This is a genomic window from Pseudomonas sp. HAR-UPW-AIA-41 (assembly GCF_002304225.1).
GTDB lineage: Bacteria > Pseudomonadota > Gammaproteobacteria > Pseudomonadales > Pseudomonadaceae > Aquipseudomonas.
Genome location: NZ_NSLB01000001.1, coordinates 201,685 through 216,063 on the forward strand (window position 1 = coordinate 201,685; position 14,379 = coordinate 216,063).

Annotated in this window: 10 protein-coding genes and 1 pseudogene; 6 read left to right on the plus strand and 5 right to left on the minus strand. The window is 61.1% G+C overall.

Annotation, left to right across the window (positions count from 1 at the left end; genetic code table 11):
- Nucleotides 1-212: 212 nt before the first annotated feature.
- Nucleotides 213-806: pseudogene (locus CK486_RS18450) on the plus strand (methyl-accepting chemotaxis protein); the annotation flags it as partial.
- Between the two features lie 76 nt (nt 807-882).
- Here CK486_RS18450 and CK486_RS00970 read toward each other — a convergent pair.
- From CK486_RS00970 to CK486_RS00980, 3 genes are all read right to left on the minus strand, one after another.
- Nucleotides 883-1,281, minus strand: coding sequence for a putative zinc-binding protein (locus CK486_RS00970; protein ID WP_095938435.1), 399 nt, complete (start codon nt 1,279-1,281; stop codon nt 883-885).
- A gap of 47 nt (nt 1,282-1,328) precedes the next feature.
- The gene (locus CK486_RS00975) at nt 1,329-2,006 is read right to left on the minus strand and encodes a Crp/Fnr family transcriptional regulator (RefSeq protein WP_095938436.1); all 678 of its coding nucleotides are present in this window, start codon (nt 2,004-2,006) and stop codon (nt 1,329-1,331) included.
- Between the two features lie 188 nt (nt 2,007-2,194).
- A complete protein-coding gene (locus CK486_RS00980; protein WP_095938437.1) occupies nt 2,195-3,442 on the minus strand; it encodes an alginate export family protein in 1,248 nt (415 codons plus the stop codon).
- Nucleotides 3,443-3,673: 231 nt separating this feature from the next.
- Here CK486_RS00980 and can point away from each other — a divergent pair, with 231 nt between their 5' ends.
- A complete protein-coding gene (gene can, locus CK486_RS00985) occupies nt 3,674-4,300 on the plus strand; it encodes a carbonate dehydratase (protein ID WP_095938438.1) in 627 nt (208 codons plus the stop codon).
- 93 nt (nt 4,301-4,393) lie between these two features.
- On the plus strand, nt 4,394-5,140 hold the full coding sequence (locus CK486_RS00990; protein ID WP_095938439.1) for a sulfite exporter TauE/SafE family protein: 747 nt from the start codon (nt 4,394-4,396) through the stop codon (nt 5,138-5,140).
- Between the two features lie 17 nt (nt 5,141-5,157).
- Here the strand turns inward: CK486_RS00990 and narL are convergent, their stop codons facing one another.
- A complete protein-coding gene (narL, locus tag CK486_RS00995) occupies nt 5,158-5,796 on the minus strand; it encodes a two-component system response regulator NarL (protein WP_095938440.1) in 639 nt (212 codons plus the stop codon).
- The gene (locus tag CK486_RS01000) at nt 5,793-7,595 is read right to left on the minus strand and encodes a HAMP domain-containing protein (protein ID WP_095938441.1); all 1,803 of its coding nucleotides are present in this window, start codon (nt 7,593-7,595) and stop codon (nt 5,793-5,795) included. The genes narL and CK486_RS01000 overlap by 4 nt, the downstream gene beginning before the upstream one ends.
- A gap of 233 nt (nt 7,596-7,828) precedes the next feature.
- On the opposite strand from CK486_RS01000, the gene CK486_RS01005 reads away from it, so the two are divergent.
- The 3 genes from CK486_RS01005 (at nt 7,829) to CK486_RS01015 (ending at nt 14,370) form a co-directional block, all read left to right on the plus strand.
- On the plus strand, nt 7,829-9,097 hold the full coding sequence (locus tag CK486_RS01005; RefSeq protein WP_095938442.1) for a nitrate/nitrite transporter: 1,269 nt from the start codon (nt 7,829-7,831) through the stop codon (nt 9,095-9,097).
- 12 nt (nt 9,098-9,109) lie between these two features.
- The gene (locus CK486_RS01010; RefSeq protein WP_095938443.1) at nt 9,110-10,525 is read left to right on the plus strand and encodes a NarK family nitrate/nitrite MFS transporter; all 1,416 of its coding nucleotides are present in this window, start codon (nt 9,110-9,112) and stop codon (nt 10,523-10,525) included.
- Nucleotides 10,526-10,599: 74 nt separating this feature from the next.
- A complete protein-coding gene (locus CK486_RS01015) occupies nt 10,600-14,370 on the plus strand; it encodes a nitrate reductase subunit alpha (protein ID WP_095938444.1) in 3,771 nt (1,256 codons plus the stop codon).
- The last annotated feature ends 9 nt before the right edge of the window (nt 14,371-14,379 follow it).

Genomic DNA, 14,379 nt, shown 5'->3' on the forward strand with positions numbered 1-14,379 from the left:
ACGAAAGCTGCGCACGTATGGCTAGCATGGCATCGATTAACTCCAGCAATGTGCGTGAACAGCAGGCCGAGATCGATCAGGTGGCCACGGCGATGAACCAGATGCTGGCGACCTCCCACGAAGTGGCGCGCAGTACGGTAGAGGCAGCCAGCGCCGCCGATACCGCCGAGCGCGAGACCAGTAATGGTCACGCGGTGATGCAGGTCTCGGTCGATGCCATCCGCGATCTGACCCAGCATGTCGAGGGGCTGGCCGAAGTCATGCAGCAATTGCTGGCGGACAGTGAGGAGATCGGTCGTGTGCTGGAGGTGATCAGCAGCATCGCTGCGCAGACCAACCTGCTGGCGCTGAACGCGGCCATCGAGGCGGCACGTGCCGGCGAGCAGGGACGGGGCTTTGCCGTAGTGGCCGATGAGGTACGCAATCTGGCGGCGCGCACGCAGACCTCGGCCGGTGAGATCAGTGGTTTGATTACCCGACTGCAGACCCAGGCGGGGCGCGCCAGTGCCGCCATGGGTGAGTCACGTCAGGGCAGTGAGCTGACCTTGCAGCAGATCGAGGCGGCGCAGAATGCCTTCGAGCATATTGTCGGTGCGGTACAGACCATCCGCGGCATGGCCAACCAGATCGCTACGGCGGCTGAGGAACAGTCTCACGTGGCTGAGGAGATGAACCGCTCGCTCAATCGCATCGGTGAGGTCGCCGAGCAGTCGGCGCACTCCAGCATAGAGACCGAGAGCACCAGCCAGAGCATCAATCGCAGCATGGATGGTCTGCGTGATCTGACTCTGCGTTTCCGCCTCTGAGGCAGTCCGGCTGAGGAGCAGATGTGGGTTGCATTGAACCGCAGGGCGAAGGAGCCCAGTGTCGTCCGGTTCAGACTTATTTCACCGCCTGCAGCGGTACGCGCCGCTGCAGGCGGTCGCTGGCAATCAACTGGCTGACCTCGGTAAACAGTTGCTCGGCATCCTCGCTGGAGCAGTCTTCGCCGTAACGTTTTTTCAAACCGTACTGACTAAGGATCAGGTGCAGGTCGGCCTTCACATCATGCTGCGCCAGACAACCCTTCACGCATTGCAGGTTGCAGCCGTCGATGGCGAGGATGGGGCGTCCGGAGTTTGCCTTGTTCACCAGCGATGCGACGCGCCCGCCGACCCCGGCGATGCACGACATCTCTGCAAGGCCCGCGCGGTCTAGGCGCACCGCCAGGGTATTGGCCAGTTGCGCCACATTGGAGCAACCGGAGCAGGAGTAGACAAGCGGAAGGAGAGTGTCGGACATGGCGTCGGCTCCGTGAGGGCCGGCCCGGACGCCGGCCGGGGAAAGGTTCAGTCGCAGTAGTTGACCAGGCTCGGAGTGTCGAGGATGCGGATATTGCGCCTCTCCATGGCGATCACCCCAGCGTCGATCATGCGGTGCAGGATGCGCGAGAAGGTTTCCGGCTGGATGCCGAGTTGCGAGGCGATCAGACGTTTGGGCACATTGAGCTGGATTGCTCCGCTGCTGGCCTCCTGCTCCTGACAGAGGAAACGCACCACGCGGCGGCTGGCGTTGGCCAGGGTCAGGGTATCGATCTCGTTCAGACGCTGGTGCAGGCGGATGCTGAAGGTGGCCAGCAGATCCAGGCAAATCTTCGGCTGCTCTTCGAGGATGCGCCGGTAGTGAGAACCGTCGATGCTGACCAGACTGCTGCCCTTTAGCGCGCTGGCCGACACCGGGTAGTTCGGTGCTCCGCTGAACAGAAGAGCCTCGGCGAAACTCTGGCCAGCGTGGATGACCTCAACCAGCTTTTCGTGACCTTCGGGCAGAACTCGGGTGAGCTTCATCTGACCATCAATCAGCAGATAGAAACGGTCAGCCACATCGCCCTGGTGGAACAGGATGTCACCGCTATCCAGGCGTCTGAAGATGGCCAGGCCACAGACCTCATGGAAGGCTGCTGCCGGCAGTTTGCCAAACAGATGGTGTTGGCGAAGCGCGGTAATCGTATTGCTATCGGTCAGCATGGGGCACCTCCTTTTGCGTCCATGTTAGGAGGATGGCCCGCGGGCTCCCATTCCTCTGCCGCGCTACCGCCAAAGAGGTAGCTGCGGGCATGGGATTAAAAGCGCGAGGCCCCTGTTAAGGGGCCCCGGGAGTAGTTGGCGGAGGTAGTGGTGGTTGGTCGCAGGCGTCTGTCCCCAACCGGGATGGTTCAGTAGGTGTACTGCAGCTGCAGCCAGAACTTGTCGGTATCGACGGTCAGAGCATCGTCATCCGAACTGTAGGTGGCGTACTTGGCTAGGGCGACCAGGCCTTTTACCCCGGGGATGGGGTGGCCGTAGGAAAGGTCGATTTCGTCACCATAGCTGTCGCTGCCTTGTTCGGCATCGAAGTCGTGGTACCAGGCCTGCAGCTGGCCGCCCCAGAGCGGCGCGGTAACGCCGATGTAGGCGTCCTCGATGCCGTCTGCAGGGGTGGTCAGAAACACGTCGGCCCAGCCCTGGAAAGCATGCTTGGTCGCCAGCGGCGTCTGGAAGGCGCGGTTGCCGGCGCCATCGTCACCGCCGAGCACTTCATAGCCGCCCTTGAACAGCACGCCCTGCCAGGTGTAACCCAGCTCTGCCAGGTAGTAATCGCTGTCCAGGTCCAGCGGGTTGTCGGCGTAGTCTTTTTGCTGGGCGTATTCGGCGGCATAACTGAATGCACCGAGGGTGCCATTGGCGCGCAGGCCGTTGGTCTGGCTGGCCAGACTGCCAAGCGGCGAGGCGGCGCTGGCGGCGATATTGTCCAGACCAAGCAGGTAGCTGTAGGCGGTGAGGGTCAGCTCTGGCATGACCGCGTATTGGGCGTTGATCAGGTGGCTGTGGCCTTCGATGTTGGCCGGGTTGGTCTTGTTGTCGAAGCGGTTGTCGTCCGGTCCGAAGATGGTGTTGATATTGTCGATGTAGGCGTAGGTCAGCGTCAGGCCGGCCAGTGGCTTTAGCTGGGCCAGGGCGCCGTCATAGGTCTGCTCGTTCTGCCGCCAGGCCACGCCGCCGACGAAGCGCTGGTTATCCAGGTTGATGCGCTGGCGGCCGAACACGGCATTGCCGTACTGATGGTCGTAGCGCAGCAGGGCCTGGTTGATCTCGCTGCCGTCGGGGTCGGCGACCACCGAATAGTCGCCCTGGCCATTGCGGGTGCTGTTGTAGGAGGCGTCACCGATGCGGCTGACGTTGTCCGCTTCCACCAGGCCGGAAAGGCCGTACCACTTGCCGCTCTGCAGACCGATACGCGTGCGCAGGGTCTGGGCGTCGGCATTGTGGAGGGCGTTGTCCTGATCGACGTTCTCGTAGCGGTAGCGCGCATCGACGCTGACCTTACCCTGATTGACCAGATTGGCCAGGTCCTCGGCGGCGAACGCTGGTGCGCCGAGGGTCAGCAGCGCCAGGGTGATGGGTGTGAGTGTGGCTCTTGGCATGGCAACTCATCCTTCTAGTGTTTGGCTGAGGCCGACAATAGAACGCAGGCGGAATCTGCCCTTGATGGTTATCAAGAATGACCGGGCGATGGCAGATTTATGACGTGTACGCGATGAGCTTGAGATCTGTTAAAGCCGTGGCGAACGGGCGTTCTTGATTGCCGACAATTTCATGCGTGCGATGCCGTGTTTAGGTGGCACTGACCAAACGAGCGCGACAGAGGAGGCCGCATGGACGTCAGGCAATTGCTTAACAACAACCGTTTTTGGGCCGAATCGCTACGTGCCCGTGATCCGGACTTTTTTGCCCGTCTGGCCCGCCAGCAGCGACCTGAATTCCTCTGGATTGGCTGTTCCGACAGTCGTGTGCCGGCCAATGAAGTGGTCGGCTTGATGCCCGGCGAACTGTTTGTGCACCGCAATGTGGCCAACATGGTGGTGGCCACCGATATGAACTTTCTTTCGGTGCTGCAGTTCGCCGTCGACGTGTTGCAGGTCAAGCAGATCATCGTATGTGGCCACTATGGTTGTGGCGGTGTGCGTGCAGCTCTGGGGCATGAAGAGTTGGGACTGATCGACAATTGGCTACGCGCCCTAAAGGCGCTGTACCACCAACATCGTGAACAGTTTGTCGGGCTGTGTGACGAAGAGAGGGTCAACCTCCTCTGCGAACTCAACGTACAGAGACAGGTGCGTAATGTTTGCCACACCACCATCGTGCAAAACGCGTGGAAACGTCATCAGCCGTTAGAAGTACATGGCTGGATCTACGGCCTAAGTGACGGTCTGCTTAAGGACCTGGGCGTGACTATCAACTCTGCGGACTTGCTGGACGATACCTTTCTGTATCAGCTCTGACGCCCATATAAACCCGATTCTTTGGGGCTTATATGGTCATGAAATGCAGTCAAGAAACTGCTTTTGCAGTTTTCAAAACCAAAGGAGCCATGAGTGGCCCTAGATCCTGAAAGCATCGTACTAGCGTTCGTTTTGTTCCTGGCAGCGGTGTTGTATTCATCTGTAGGGCATGCTGGCGCTTCCGGATACCTGGCGGCCATGGCTCTTGTAGGCGTTGCGCCTGAGGTGATGAAACCGACGGCATTGGCGCTCAACATTCTGGTTGCGTTGATTGCCACAATTAAGTTTTACAGGGCCGGCTCATTTTCCTGGAAGCTTTTCATCCCTCTTGCCGTGACAGCCGTACCTATGGCGTATCTGGGGGGAAGTTTTGTTCTGCCGGCTCACTACTACAAGCCAGTGATTGGCTTGGTGTTGCTCTATGCCGCCTGGCGATCATTAGCGACCGCCAAGCAAGCTTGCTCTTATGAAGCTCGTTCCCCACGTACGCTGGTTCTGCTTATAACCGGCATTGTGTTGGGTTTTTTGGCCGGGCTTACCGGTGTTGGGGGAGGTATTTTCTTGAGCCCCTTGCTTTTGTTCATGCGCTGGGCTTCGGTAAAAGTCATATCTGGTGTTGCAGCCGCATTTATCCTGGTCAATTCAATTGCAGGGATTTTTGGTGTCCTTTCCACCACAGCAGAGTTTCACCCAGCACTGCCGTTGTGGGCGGGATTTGTCATATTGGGCGGATATATTGGCGCAGAGTATGGCAGTAAACGTCTTGGAAACCCGGCGATACAGCGGTTGTTATCGGCGGCATTGGTTTTGGCAGGCATCAAGATGATTGCGACCGCTTGATACTGCAGCTCTAACGTTTAGCGCATATGCTCCATCGCCCAAACAGCGGCTTCCACCCGTGAGCGCAGGCCAAGCTTGTGCAGCAGGTTCTTCACATGAACCTTCACCGTGCCTTCGGTGATGCCGAGCTTGTTGCCGATCACCTTGTTGCTGCTGCCTGCAGCGATCATCTTGAGGACCTGACGCTCGCGGTCGGTGAGGTCCAGCTGGCTGGCGCTGGGCGGATTACGCAGGGCCTGAGCCAGCACTCGGGTGAGTGCGGGGCTGATCACCAGCGCACCGCCCAGTGCCGCGCGGATCTGCTGGATCAGCTGTTCGGGTTCCATGTCCTTGAGCAGGTAGCCATCGGCGCCCAGGCGCATGGCATCGCGCACATCGTCCTCGTCGTCGGAAACGGTGAACAGCAGCACCTTGCCTGGGAAGTTCTGTTCACGCAGGCGCTTTAGGGTTTCCACGCCATTCATCTCGGGCATGTTGTTGTCCAGCAGGACCAGTTCGGGCTGCAGGCTGGCGACCATCTGCAGGGCCTCGACGCCGTTGTTGGCTTCGCCGATCACCACCAGGTCGTCTTCCAGTTCGAGCAGCTGGCGCATGCCGCGGCGCATCATCGGGTGGTCGTCAACCAGCAGCAGGGTGTGGGCTACAGGGTTATTCATGACAATTCCTTGTGGCTGTGGTGGCCGAGAAATTCGGGACGGAACCTCAGCAGCAGCCGCGTACCCTGAGGTTCACGCGCGCTCAGCTGAAGGCTGCCATGCAGGCTGCGGGCGCGCTCCTGCATGATGGTCAGACCGTGGTGCTGGCGTTGGTCGAAGCCCGGGGTGACGCCGCAGCCGTCGTCCTCAATCAGCAGCTCGACTTCCTCGCCGAGCTGTTTGAGGTGGATCCAGGCCTGGCTGGCCTGGGCGTGGCGGGCGCAGTTGGAGAGGGCTTCGCGGGCGATCTGCAGCAGGTGGATCTGTTCGGTGGCGCTCAGGGTATAGGCCAGCGGCTCGCTGTCCAGCAATACGCGGAAGTTGCCGCGCTCGGCGAACTCGCGGGCGGTGTCGTCCAAGGCCTGGTCGAGGCCGCCGTCCTGAATCTGCAGGCGGAAGGTTGTCAACAGCTCGCGCAGCTGACGGTAGGCACTGTTGAGGCCCTCGCGCAGTTCCTCGCTCACCTGTTCCAGTTGCTCGGGGCGCTCGCCCCGGCGAATCAGCGTCTGCAGACGGCTGACCTGCAGTTTCATGTACGACAGCGCCTGGGCCAGCGAGTCGTGCAACTCACGGGCGATGGTAGTGCGCTCGTCGAGCAGTAGCAGGCGGTTGTCCTGTTCGCGCTGGCGCTCCAACGACAGCGAGGTACCGATCAGGTTGGTCAGCGCCTCGATCAGCTCGCCTTCCCAGGCTTTCGGGCTGTGGCCGTCGAGGTAGCGGGCGCGCAGTTCACCCAGGCTGTTGCCCTGGCTTGTGATCTGGTAGGTCTGCTGATTGGGCAACTGGTGACGTTCGCAGGTGGCGCAGTCGTTGCGCGAACAGATCTCGCGTGACTCGCTACCGTGCAAGGCGATCAGGTGTTCGGCCGGCTCGCTCGGGTTACCGTGCAGGCACAGGGTCAGGCGCAGGCCGGGAAGGCGCTGCTGGAAACTGTCGATCAGCTCGTCGAGCTGTTCGGCATTGGCCGGACTGCTGGCAATGTGGCGACTGCTCTGGTAGAGCAGTTCCAGCGCCGCATTGCTCTGCGCCAGGCTGAGGGTCTTTGCCGCTACCCGGCTTTCCAGGGTGCGATGGGATTCCTCGATGGCATCGGCCATGGCGTTGAAGCTTTCTGCCATCTGCCCAAGTTCATCATCGGACCGGTATTCGATGCGCGCATCCAGGTCGCCATTGCGGAAACGTTCGGTGGTGCTGACCAGTTCCTGCAGCGGATTGATCACGCTGTTCTGCAGCTCGAACATGCCGACGACCAGAATGATCACGGTGATGATCAGCGCCGCGCCCTGAATGCTCTGCTGTAGGCCCTGGCGTTTCTCGCTCTGCTTCTGCAGCAGCAGAACAAAGCTTTCCAACTGGCCAACAAAAACTTCTGCCTGTTGTTCGAAGGTTGCCTTGTCGCCGCGCTCAAGAGCCGGGCCGAGCTGCTCCTGCCAGAGGTTGTGCAGACGATCATAGGCCAGGCGCAGTGGGTCGCTAGCGTCGTCGCCCAGCAGGTGGGTGAGGGCGGGGCTGTTCAGACGCCGTTCCAGATCGCTCTGCAGATCAGCGATATGCGCCGGGCTGGCGTCGGCTTCCAGTTGCCAGCTCAGGCGGTAGGTGGCCATACGGAGAGAGCCGGCAGTATTGATCGCTGCGGCGTCGTCCTCGCTGATCCAGGCCAGCAGGCCGGCGCTGATGGCGCTGGACAGTGCCAGCACCGCAATCAGGATCACCGCGAGGCCGGCGCGGGCGGGTAACGAGCTCTTCAGCCATTGCAGCATGGCGTTCTACCCCCAAAGAGTTCCGACCTTCGCCAAGGCTTCGGTGGCACTCTGCTTTGTGTATATAAGTGGCTGAAAATAATGGGTTTATCGGCCCTTTTTGGAACTACCTCTTTGGAGGTAGAAAGGCCTTGCCGTACTCCTGAGGCGCACTGGAGGTCTTGATATGGATCAAGTTTGAGCGCCGCTTAAGCCCTAGCCTGCAGCCATGACAACCGCATAAGGAGTCTGTCATGGCAGGCCAAAAACTACAGCAAGGCCTCGTTTTGGGCATGAGCACCTTCGCTTTCACCATGTGCTTCATGGTGTGGATGATGTTCGCCGTGCTCGGGGTGCCGATCAAGGAACTGCTGCAACTTAACGAAACCCAGTTCGGCCTGCTGGCGGCCACGCCGGTGCTGACTGGCTCGCTGGTCCGTCTGCCGCTGGGCATGCTGACTGACCGCTTCGGCGGCCGCATCGTGTTCTTCATACTGATGTTGGTCTGCGTGCTGCCGATCTACATGATCAGCATGGCCACCGAATTTTGGCACTTCCTGGTGCTGGGCCTGTTCGTCGGTCTGGCCGGCGGTTCCTTCTCAGTAGGTATCGCCTACGTTGCCAAGTGGTTCGACAAGAGCACTCAGGGCACGGCGATGGGTATCTTCGGTGCCGGCAACGCCGGGGCTGCGGTAACCAAGTTCGCCGCCCCTGCAATCATCGCCGCCGCCAGCTGGCAGATGGTACCCAAGGTCTACTCGGCGGTGATGTTCATCACCGCGCTGCTGTTCTGGTTTCTCACCTACGAGAAGAAGGAACACCGGGTGCCGAGCAGTATCTCGCTTGCTGAGCAGCTCAAGACTCTCAAAGACCCGCGAGTGTGGCGCTACTGCCAGTACTACTCGATCGTCTTCGGCGGTTATGTGGCCCTGGCCCTTTGGATGACCAAGTACTACGTGCAGGAATACGAGCTGACCCTGCAGAGCGCTGCTTTGCTGGCTGCCTGTTTCTCCCTGCCGGGCGGCGTTTTGCGTGCCATCGGTGGTTGGATGTCGGACAAGTGGGGCGCGCACAGCGTGACCTGGTGGGTGATGTGGGTGAGCTGGATCTGTCTGTTCATCCTGTCCTACCCGCAGACCGACTTCACTATCCATACGGTCAACGGCCCACAGACTTTCCACATCGGCCTCAACGTGTACGTCTTCACCGCGCTGATGTTTGCCATGGGTATGGCCTGGGCTTTCGGCAAGGCTTCGGTCTTCAAGTACATCTCCGACGAGTTCCCTACAAACATGGGGGCTGTGTCCGGAATCGTCGGTCTGGCTGGCGGTCTGGGAGGTTTCGTCCTGCCGATCATGTTCGGCGCTCTGGTGGACCTCACCGGCGTGCGCTCCTCCTGTTTCATGCTGATGTACGGCGTGGTCTGGGTCTCTCTGATCTGGATGTATGTCAGCGAAGTTCGCAAAACCCCTGTCATGGGCCATGGCTCTGCCAGCCCGATGAACGCCAGTTCCGATGTCTGAAGGAGTCTGACCATGTCTGCAACCAAGAATGCCCAGGCAGCACCGCTGCCCAATAGCGGGCCAGTGATTCATGACTGGCGTCCAGAGGATGCCCACTTCTGGGCTAGTACCGGCAAGGCGATTGCCACGCGCAACCTGTGGATTTCGATTCCGGCGCTGTTCCTCGCCTTTGCCGTATGGATGGTGTGGAGTGCTGTGATCGTCCGCCTGCCGGCAATCGGTTTTAGCTTCAGCACCGACCAGTTGTTCTGGTTGGCGGCTCTGCCGGGCCTTTCCGGCGCAACCCTGCGAATCTTCTACTCCTTCATGGTGCCGGTCTTCGGTGGCCGTCGCTGGACCGCACTCAGCACCGCTTCGCTGATGGCCCCGGCGCTGTGGATGGGTTTCGCTGTGCAGGACAGCGGCACACCTTACAGCGTGTTCGTGATCATCGCCCTGTTGTGCGGCTTCGGTGGCGGCAACTTCGCCTCCAGCATGTCCAACATCAGCTTCTTCTATCCCAAGGCACAGCAAGGAACCGCCCTGGGCTTGAACGCGGGGCTCGGTAATCTAGGAGTGTCGGTGATGCAGTTCGCCGTGCCATTGGTGGTGGGCATGGGCCTTTTCGGTGCGGTGGGTGGCAGTCCGCAGGAACTGGCTGGTGGCGGCCAGCTGTGGCTGCAGAACGCCGGCTTCCTCTGGGTACCCTTCATCCTGATCGTCAGTCTGGCCGCCTGGTTCGGTATGAATGACCTGAGTTCGGCCAAGGCATCCTTCAGCGAGCAGGCCGTTATCTTCAGTCGCAAGCACAACTGGCTTATGTGCTGGCTGTACCTGGCCACCTTCGGTTCCTTCATCGGTTTTGCGGCCGGCTTCCCGATGCTGATCAAGACCCAGTTCCCGGGTGTCGATCCGCTCAAGTTCGCTTTCCTCGGCCCGCTGGTCGGCGCGCTGGTGCGCCCGCTGGGTGGCTGGCTGTCCGACAAGTTGGGCGGCGCCCGCGTCACCCTGTGGAACTTCGTGCTGATGATCGCGGCGGTGTTCGGCGTGCTGCAGTTCCTGCCGCAGGCCGGCAGCGAAGGGAACTTCTATGGATTCCTGGCCATGTTCATGCTGCTGTTCGTCACCACCGGCATTGGCAACGGTTCGACCTTCCGCATGATTCCGGTGATCTTCCGCACCCTGCATGAGCGCTGGAGCGCCGGCAAGGATCGCGTGGCCCGTGACGAGGCGATCAAGAGCGCCGGCAAGGAGGCCGCGGCGGTGCTCGGCTTCAGCTCGGCGGTGGGGGCCTATGGCGCCTTCTTCATCCCCAAATCCTTCGGCACCTCAATGGCGCTGACAGGCGGGCCTCAAGCCGCACTCTACGTTTTTGTCGGCTACTACGTCAGCTGCATCCTGGTGACCTGGTGGTGGTACTCGCGCAAGGGTGCTGAGACTCCCTGCTAAGACCGGCGCACGCCTAATCGAATGATGACGAGCGCCGGGTTAACCGCCGGCGCTCAGCCTGAGAGGAAAAGAAAATGAGCCACATACTCGACCAGCTGCGCTTCTTCAACCGCAAGCAGGGGGAGTTCGCCGATGGTCATGGCGAGACCCGCAAGGAATCTCGTGACTGGGAGAACGTCTACCGCTCGCGCTGGCAGTACGACAAGATCGTGCGTTCCACCCACGGGGTGAACTGCACCGGATCGTGCTCCTGGAAGATCTACGTGAAGAACGGTCTGATCACCTGGGAAACCCAGCAGACCGACTACCCGCGTACCCGCAATGATCTGCCCAACCACGAGCCCCGTGGCTGTCCGCGGGGGGCCAGCTATAGCTGGTACATCTACAGCGCCAACCGTTTGAAGTATCCCAAGGTCCGCAAGCCGCTGCTGAAACTCTGGCGTGAGGCACGCATCGATAAGAGCCCGGTAGAAGCCTGGGCCAGCATCGTCGAAGACCCGGTCAAGGCGCAGAGCTACAAGAGCAAGCGCGGCATGGGCGGCTTCATTCGTTCCAGCTGGAACGAGGTCAACGAGATCATCGCCGCGGCCAACGTATACACCGTAAAGCAATACGGCCCTGACCGCGTGGTCGGCTTCTCGCCGATTCCGGCCATGTCCATGGTCAGCTATGCCGCAGGCAGCCGTTACCTGTCGCTGATCGGTGGCGTGTGTCTGTCGTTCTACGACTGGTACTGCGACCTACCGCCGGCCTCGCCGCAAGTCTGGGGCGAGCAGACCGACGTGCCGGAGTCTGCCGATTGGTACAACTCCAACTACATCATCGCCTGGGGTTCCAACGTTCCGCAGACCCGTACCCCGGACGCCCACTTCTTCACCGAGGTGCGCTACAAGGGCACCAAGACCGTGTCGATCACTCCGGACTATTCCGAGGTGGCCAAGCTCACCGACCTCTGGCTCAACCCCAAGCAGGGTACCGACGCCGCGCTGGCGCAGGCCTTCGCCCACGTCATCTTCAAGGAATTCCACCTGGAGAAGCCGAGCGAATACTTCCGCGACTACGCCAAGCGCTACACCGATCTGCCGGTTCTGGTGCTGCTCAATGAGAAGGACGGCAGCCAACGCGCCGAGCGCTTCCTGCGCGCCTCTGATCTGGCCGGCAACCTCGGCCAGGAGAACAACCCGGAATGGAAAACCATCGCCATCGATGCCAATGGCGAGCTGGTCTCGCCGCAGGGTTCGATCGGCTATCGCTGGGGCGAGAAGGGCAAGTGGAACATCGAGGCCCGTGAAGGCGGCGCCGGTCGTGAAATCGATCTGAAGCTCAGCCTGATCGACTCCGGCGAAACTGCCGAGGTGGCCTTCCCCTATTTTGGCGGCCAGGTGCACGAGCACTTCACCCATGTCGAAGGCGAGGAAATCCAGCTGCGCCGCGTACCGGTGCGCTCGATCACCCTGGCCGACGGCAGCACCGCCAAGGTCGCCAGCGTGTTCGACCTGATGGCGGCCAACCTCGGTATCGACCGTGGCCTGGGCGGCAGCAACGTGGCACGCAGCTACGACGACGCCAGCGTGCCGGGTACTCCGGCCTGGCAGGAAAAGATCACTGGTGTCAGCCGCGAGAAGGCGATCCAGATCGCCCGCGAGTTCGCCGATAACGCCGACAAGACCCATGGTCGCTCCATGATCATCGTCGGTGCGGCGATGAACCACTGGTACCACATGGACATGAACTACCGTGGCCTGATCAACATGCTGATGTTGTGCGGCTGCGTGGGGCAGACCGGTGGTGGCTGGGCTCACTATGTGGGCCAGGAGAAGCTGCGTCCGCAGTGTGGCTGGCTGCCGCTGGCCTTCGGCCTGGACTGGAGCCGTCCGCCGCGCCAGATGAACGGCACCAGCTTCTTCTACAACCACAGCTCGCAGTGGCGCCACGAGAAGATGAGCATTCACGAGGTGCTCTCGCCGCTGGCCGACAAGTCGCAGTTCCCCGAGCACATGCTCGACTACAACATCCGCGCCGAGCGCGCTGGCTGGCTGCCGAGCGCACCGCAGCTCAACCGCAACCCGCTGCAGATCTGCCGTGACGCCAAGGCCGCCGGCCTGTCTCCGGTGGATTACGTGACCAAGTCGTTGCAGGACGGTTCGCTGCGCTTTGCCTGCGAGCAGCCGGACAATCCGGTCAACTTCCCGCGCAACATGTTCATCTGGCGCTCCAACCTGCTGGGCAGCTCGGGCAAGGGCCACGAGTACATGCTCAAGTACCTGCTGGGTACCAAGAACGGCGTGATGAACGAGGACCTCGGCAAGCGCGGTGGCTTCAAGCCGCAGGACGCCGAATGGCAGGACGAGGGCGCCATCGGCAAGCTCGACTTGGTCACCACCCTCGACTTCCGCATGTCCTCGACCTGCGTGTATTCCGACATCGTCCTGCCGACCGCCACCTGGTACGAGAAGGACGACATGAACACCTCGGACATGCACCCCTTCATCCACCCTCTGTCGGCCGCCATCGATCCGGCCTGGGAAGCGCGTTCGGACTGGGAAATCTACAAGGGCATCGCCAGGAACTTCTCGGAAATGGCCAAGGGACACCTGGGCGTCGAGCAGGATCTGGTCACCGTGCCGCTGCTGCACGACAGCCCCGGCGAACTGGCTCAGCCGTTCGGCGGTACCGACTGGAAAACTGCCGGAGTCGCACCGCAGCCGGGCAAGAACTGCCCGAACATGACCGTGGTCGAGCGCGACTACCCCAACACCTACAAGAAGTTCACTTCCCTCGGCCCGCTGCTGGACAAGCTCGGCAATGGCGGCAAGGGCATCAACTGGAACACCGAACATGAGGTCGAGTTCCTCGGCGAACTGAACTACAAGGTGCGCGAAGAGGGCGTAAGCCAGGGCCGGCCGAAGATCGAGTCGGCCATAGATGCGGCTGAAGTCATCCTCAGTCTGGCTCCCGAAACCAACGGCCATGTGGCGGTCAAGGCCTGGGCGGCGCTGTCGGAATTCACCGGTCGCGATCACAGCCACCTGGCACTGCCTAAGGAGCACGAGGCTATCCGCTTCCGTGACATCCAGGCGCAGCCGCGCAAGATCATCTCCAGTCCGACCTGGTCGGGCCTGGAAGACGAGCATGTGTCGTACAACGCCGGCTACACCAACGTCCATGAGCTGATCCCGTGGCGCACCATCACCGGCCGCCAGCAGTTCTATCAGGATCACCCGTGGATGCAGGCCTTCGGTGAGCAGCTGCAGAGCTACCGTCCGCCGATCAACACCCGCACCGTCGACTATGTGAAGGGCAAGAAGTCCAACGGCAATCCGGAGATCGCCCTGAACTGGATCACCCCGCACCAGAAGTGGGGTATCCACAGCACCTACACCGACAACCTGATCATGCTCACCCTGAGCCGCGGTGGTCCGATCGTCTGGCTGAGCGAAATCGACGCCAAAAAGGTCGGCATCGAGGACAACGACTGGGTCGAGTGCTTCAACGCCAACGGCGCGCTGACCGCCCGTGCGGTGGTCAGCCAGCGTGTCAAGGAAGGCATGGTGATGATGTACCACGCTCAGGAACGCATCGTGAACGTGCCTGGCGCCGAAAGCACCAAGACCCGCGGTGGCCACCACAACTCGGTGACCCGCGTGGTCCTCAAACCCACCCACATGATCGGCGGCTACGCCCAGCAGGCCTACGGCTTCAACTACTACGGCACCGTGGGCTGCAACCGTGACGAGTTCGTGGTGGTGAGAAAAATGAACAAGGTCGATTGGCTCGACGGCACCGATGTGGGAGGCCTGGGTGGCGACGCCCTGCCGCAACCGCTGCCGACCGAGATCGAGTGAGGAGCACAG

Bases quoted from the DNA above. Each gene is read 5' to 3' on its own strand.
- CK486_RS00970 (WP_095938435.1), bottom strand. From the start codon at position 1,281: ATGTCCGACACTCTCCTTCCGCTTGTCTACTCCTGCTCCGGTTGCTCC.
- CK486_RS00975 (WP_095938436.1), bottom strand. From the start codon at position 2,006: ATGCTGACCGATAGCAATACGATTACCGCGCTTCGCCAACACCATCTG.
- CK486_RS00980 (WP_095938437.1), bottom strand. From the start codon at position 3,442: ATGCCAAGAGCCACACTCACACCCATCACCCTGGCGCTGCTGACCCTC.
- can (WP_095938438.1), top strand. From the start codon at position 3,674: ATGGACGTCAGGCAATTGCTTAACAACAACCGTTTTTGGGCCGAATCG.
- narL (WP_095938440.1), bottom strand. From the start codon at position 5,796: ATGAATAACCCTGTAGCCCACACCCTGCTGCTGGTTGACGACCACCCG.
- CK486_RS01000 (WP_095938441.1), bottom strand. From the start codon at position 7,595: ATGCTGCAATGGCTGAAGAGCTCGTTACCCGCCCGCGCCGGCCTCGCG.
- CK486_RS01005 (WP_095938442.1), top strand. From the start codon at position 7,829: ATGGCAGGCCAAAAACTACAGCAAGGCCTCGTTTTGGGCATGAGCACC.
- CK486_RS01010 (WP_095938443.1), top strand. From the start codon at position 9,110: ATGTCTGCAACCAAGAATGCCCAGGCAGCACCGCTGCCCAATAGCGGG.
- CK486_RS01015 (WP_095938444.1), top strand. From the start codon at position 10,600: ATGAGCCACATACTCGACCAGCTGCGCTTCTTCAACCGCAAGCAGGGG.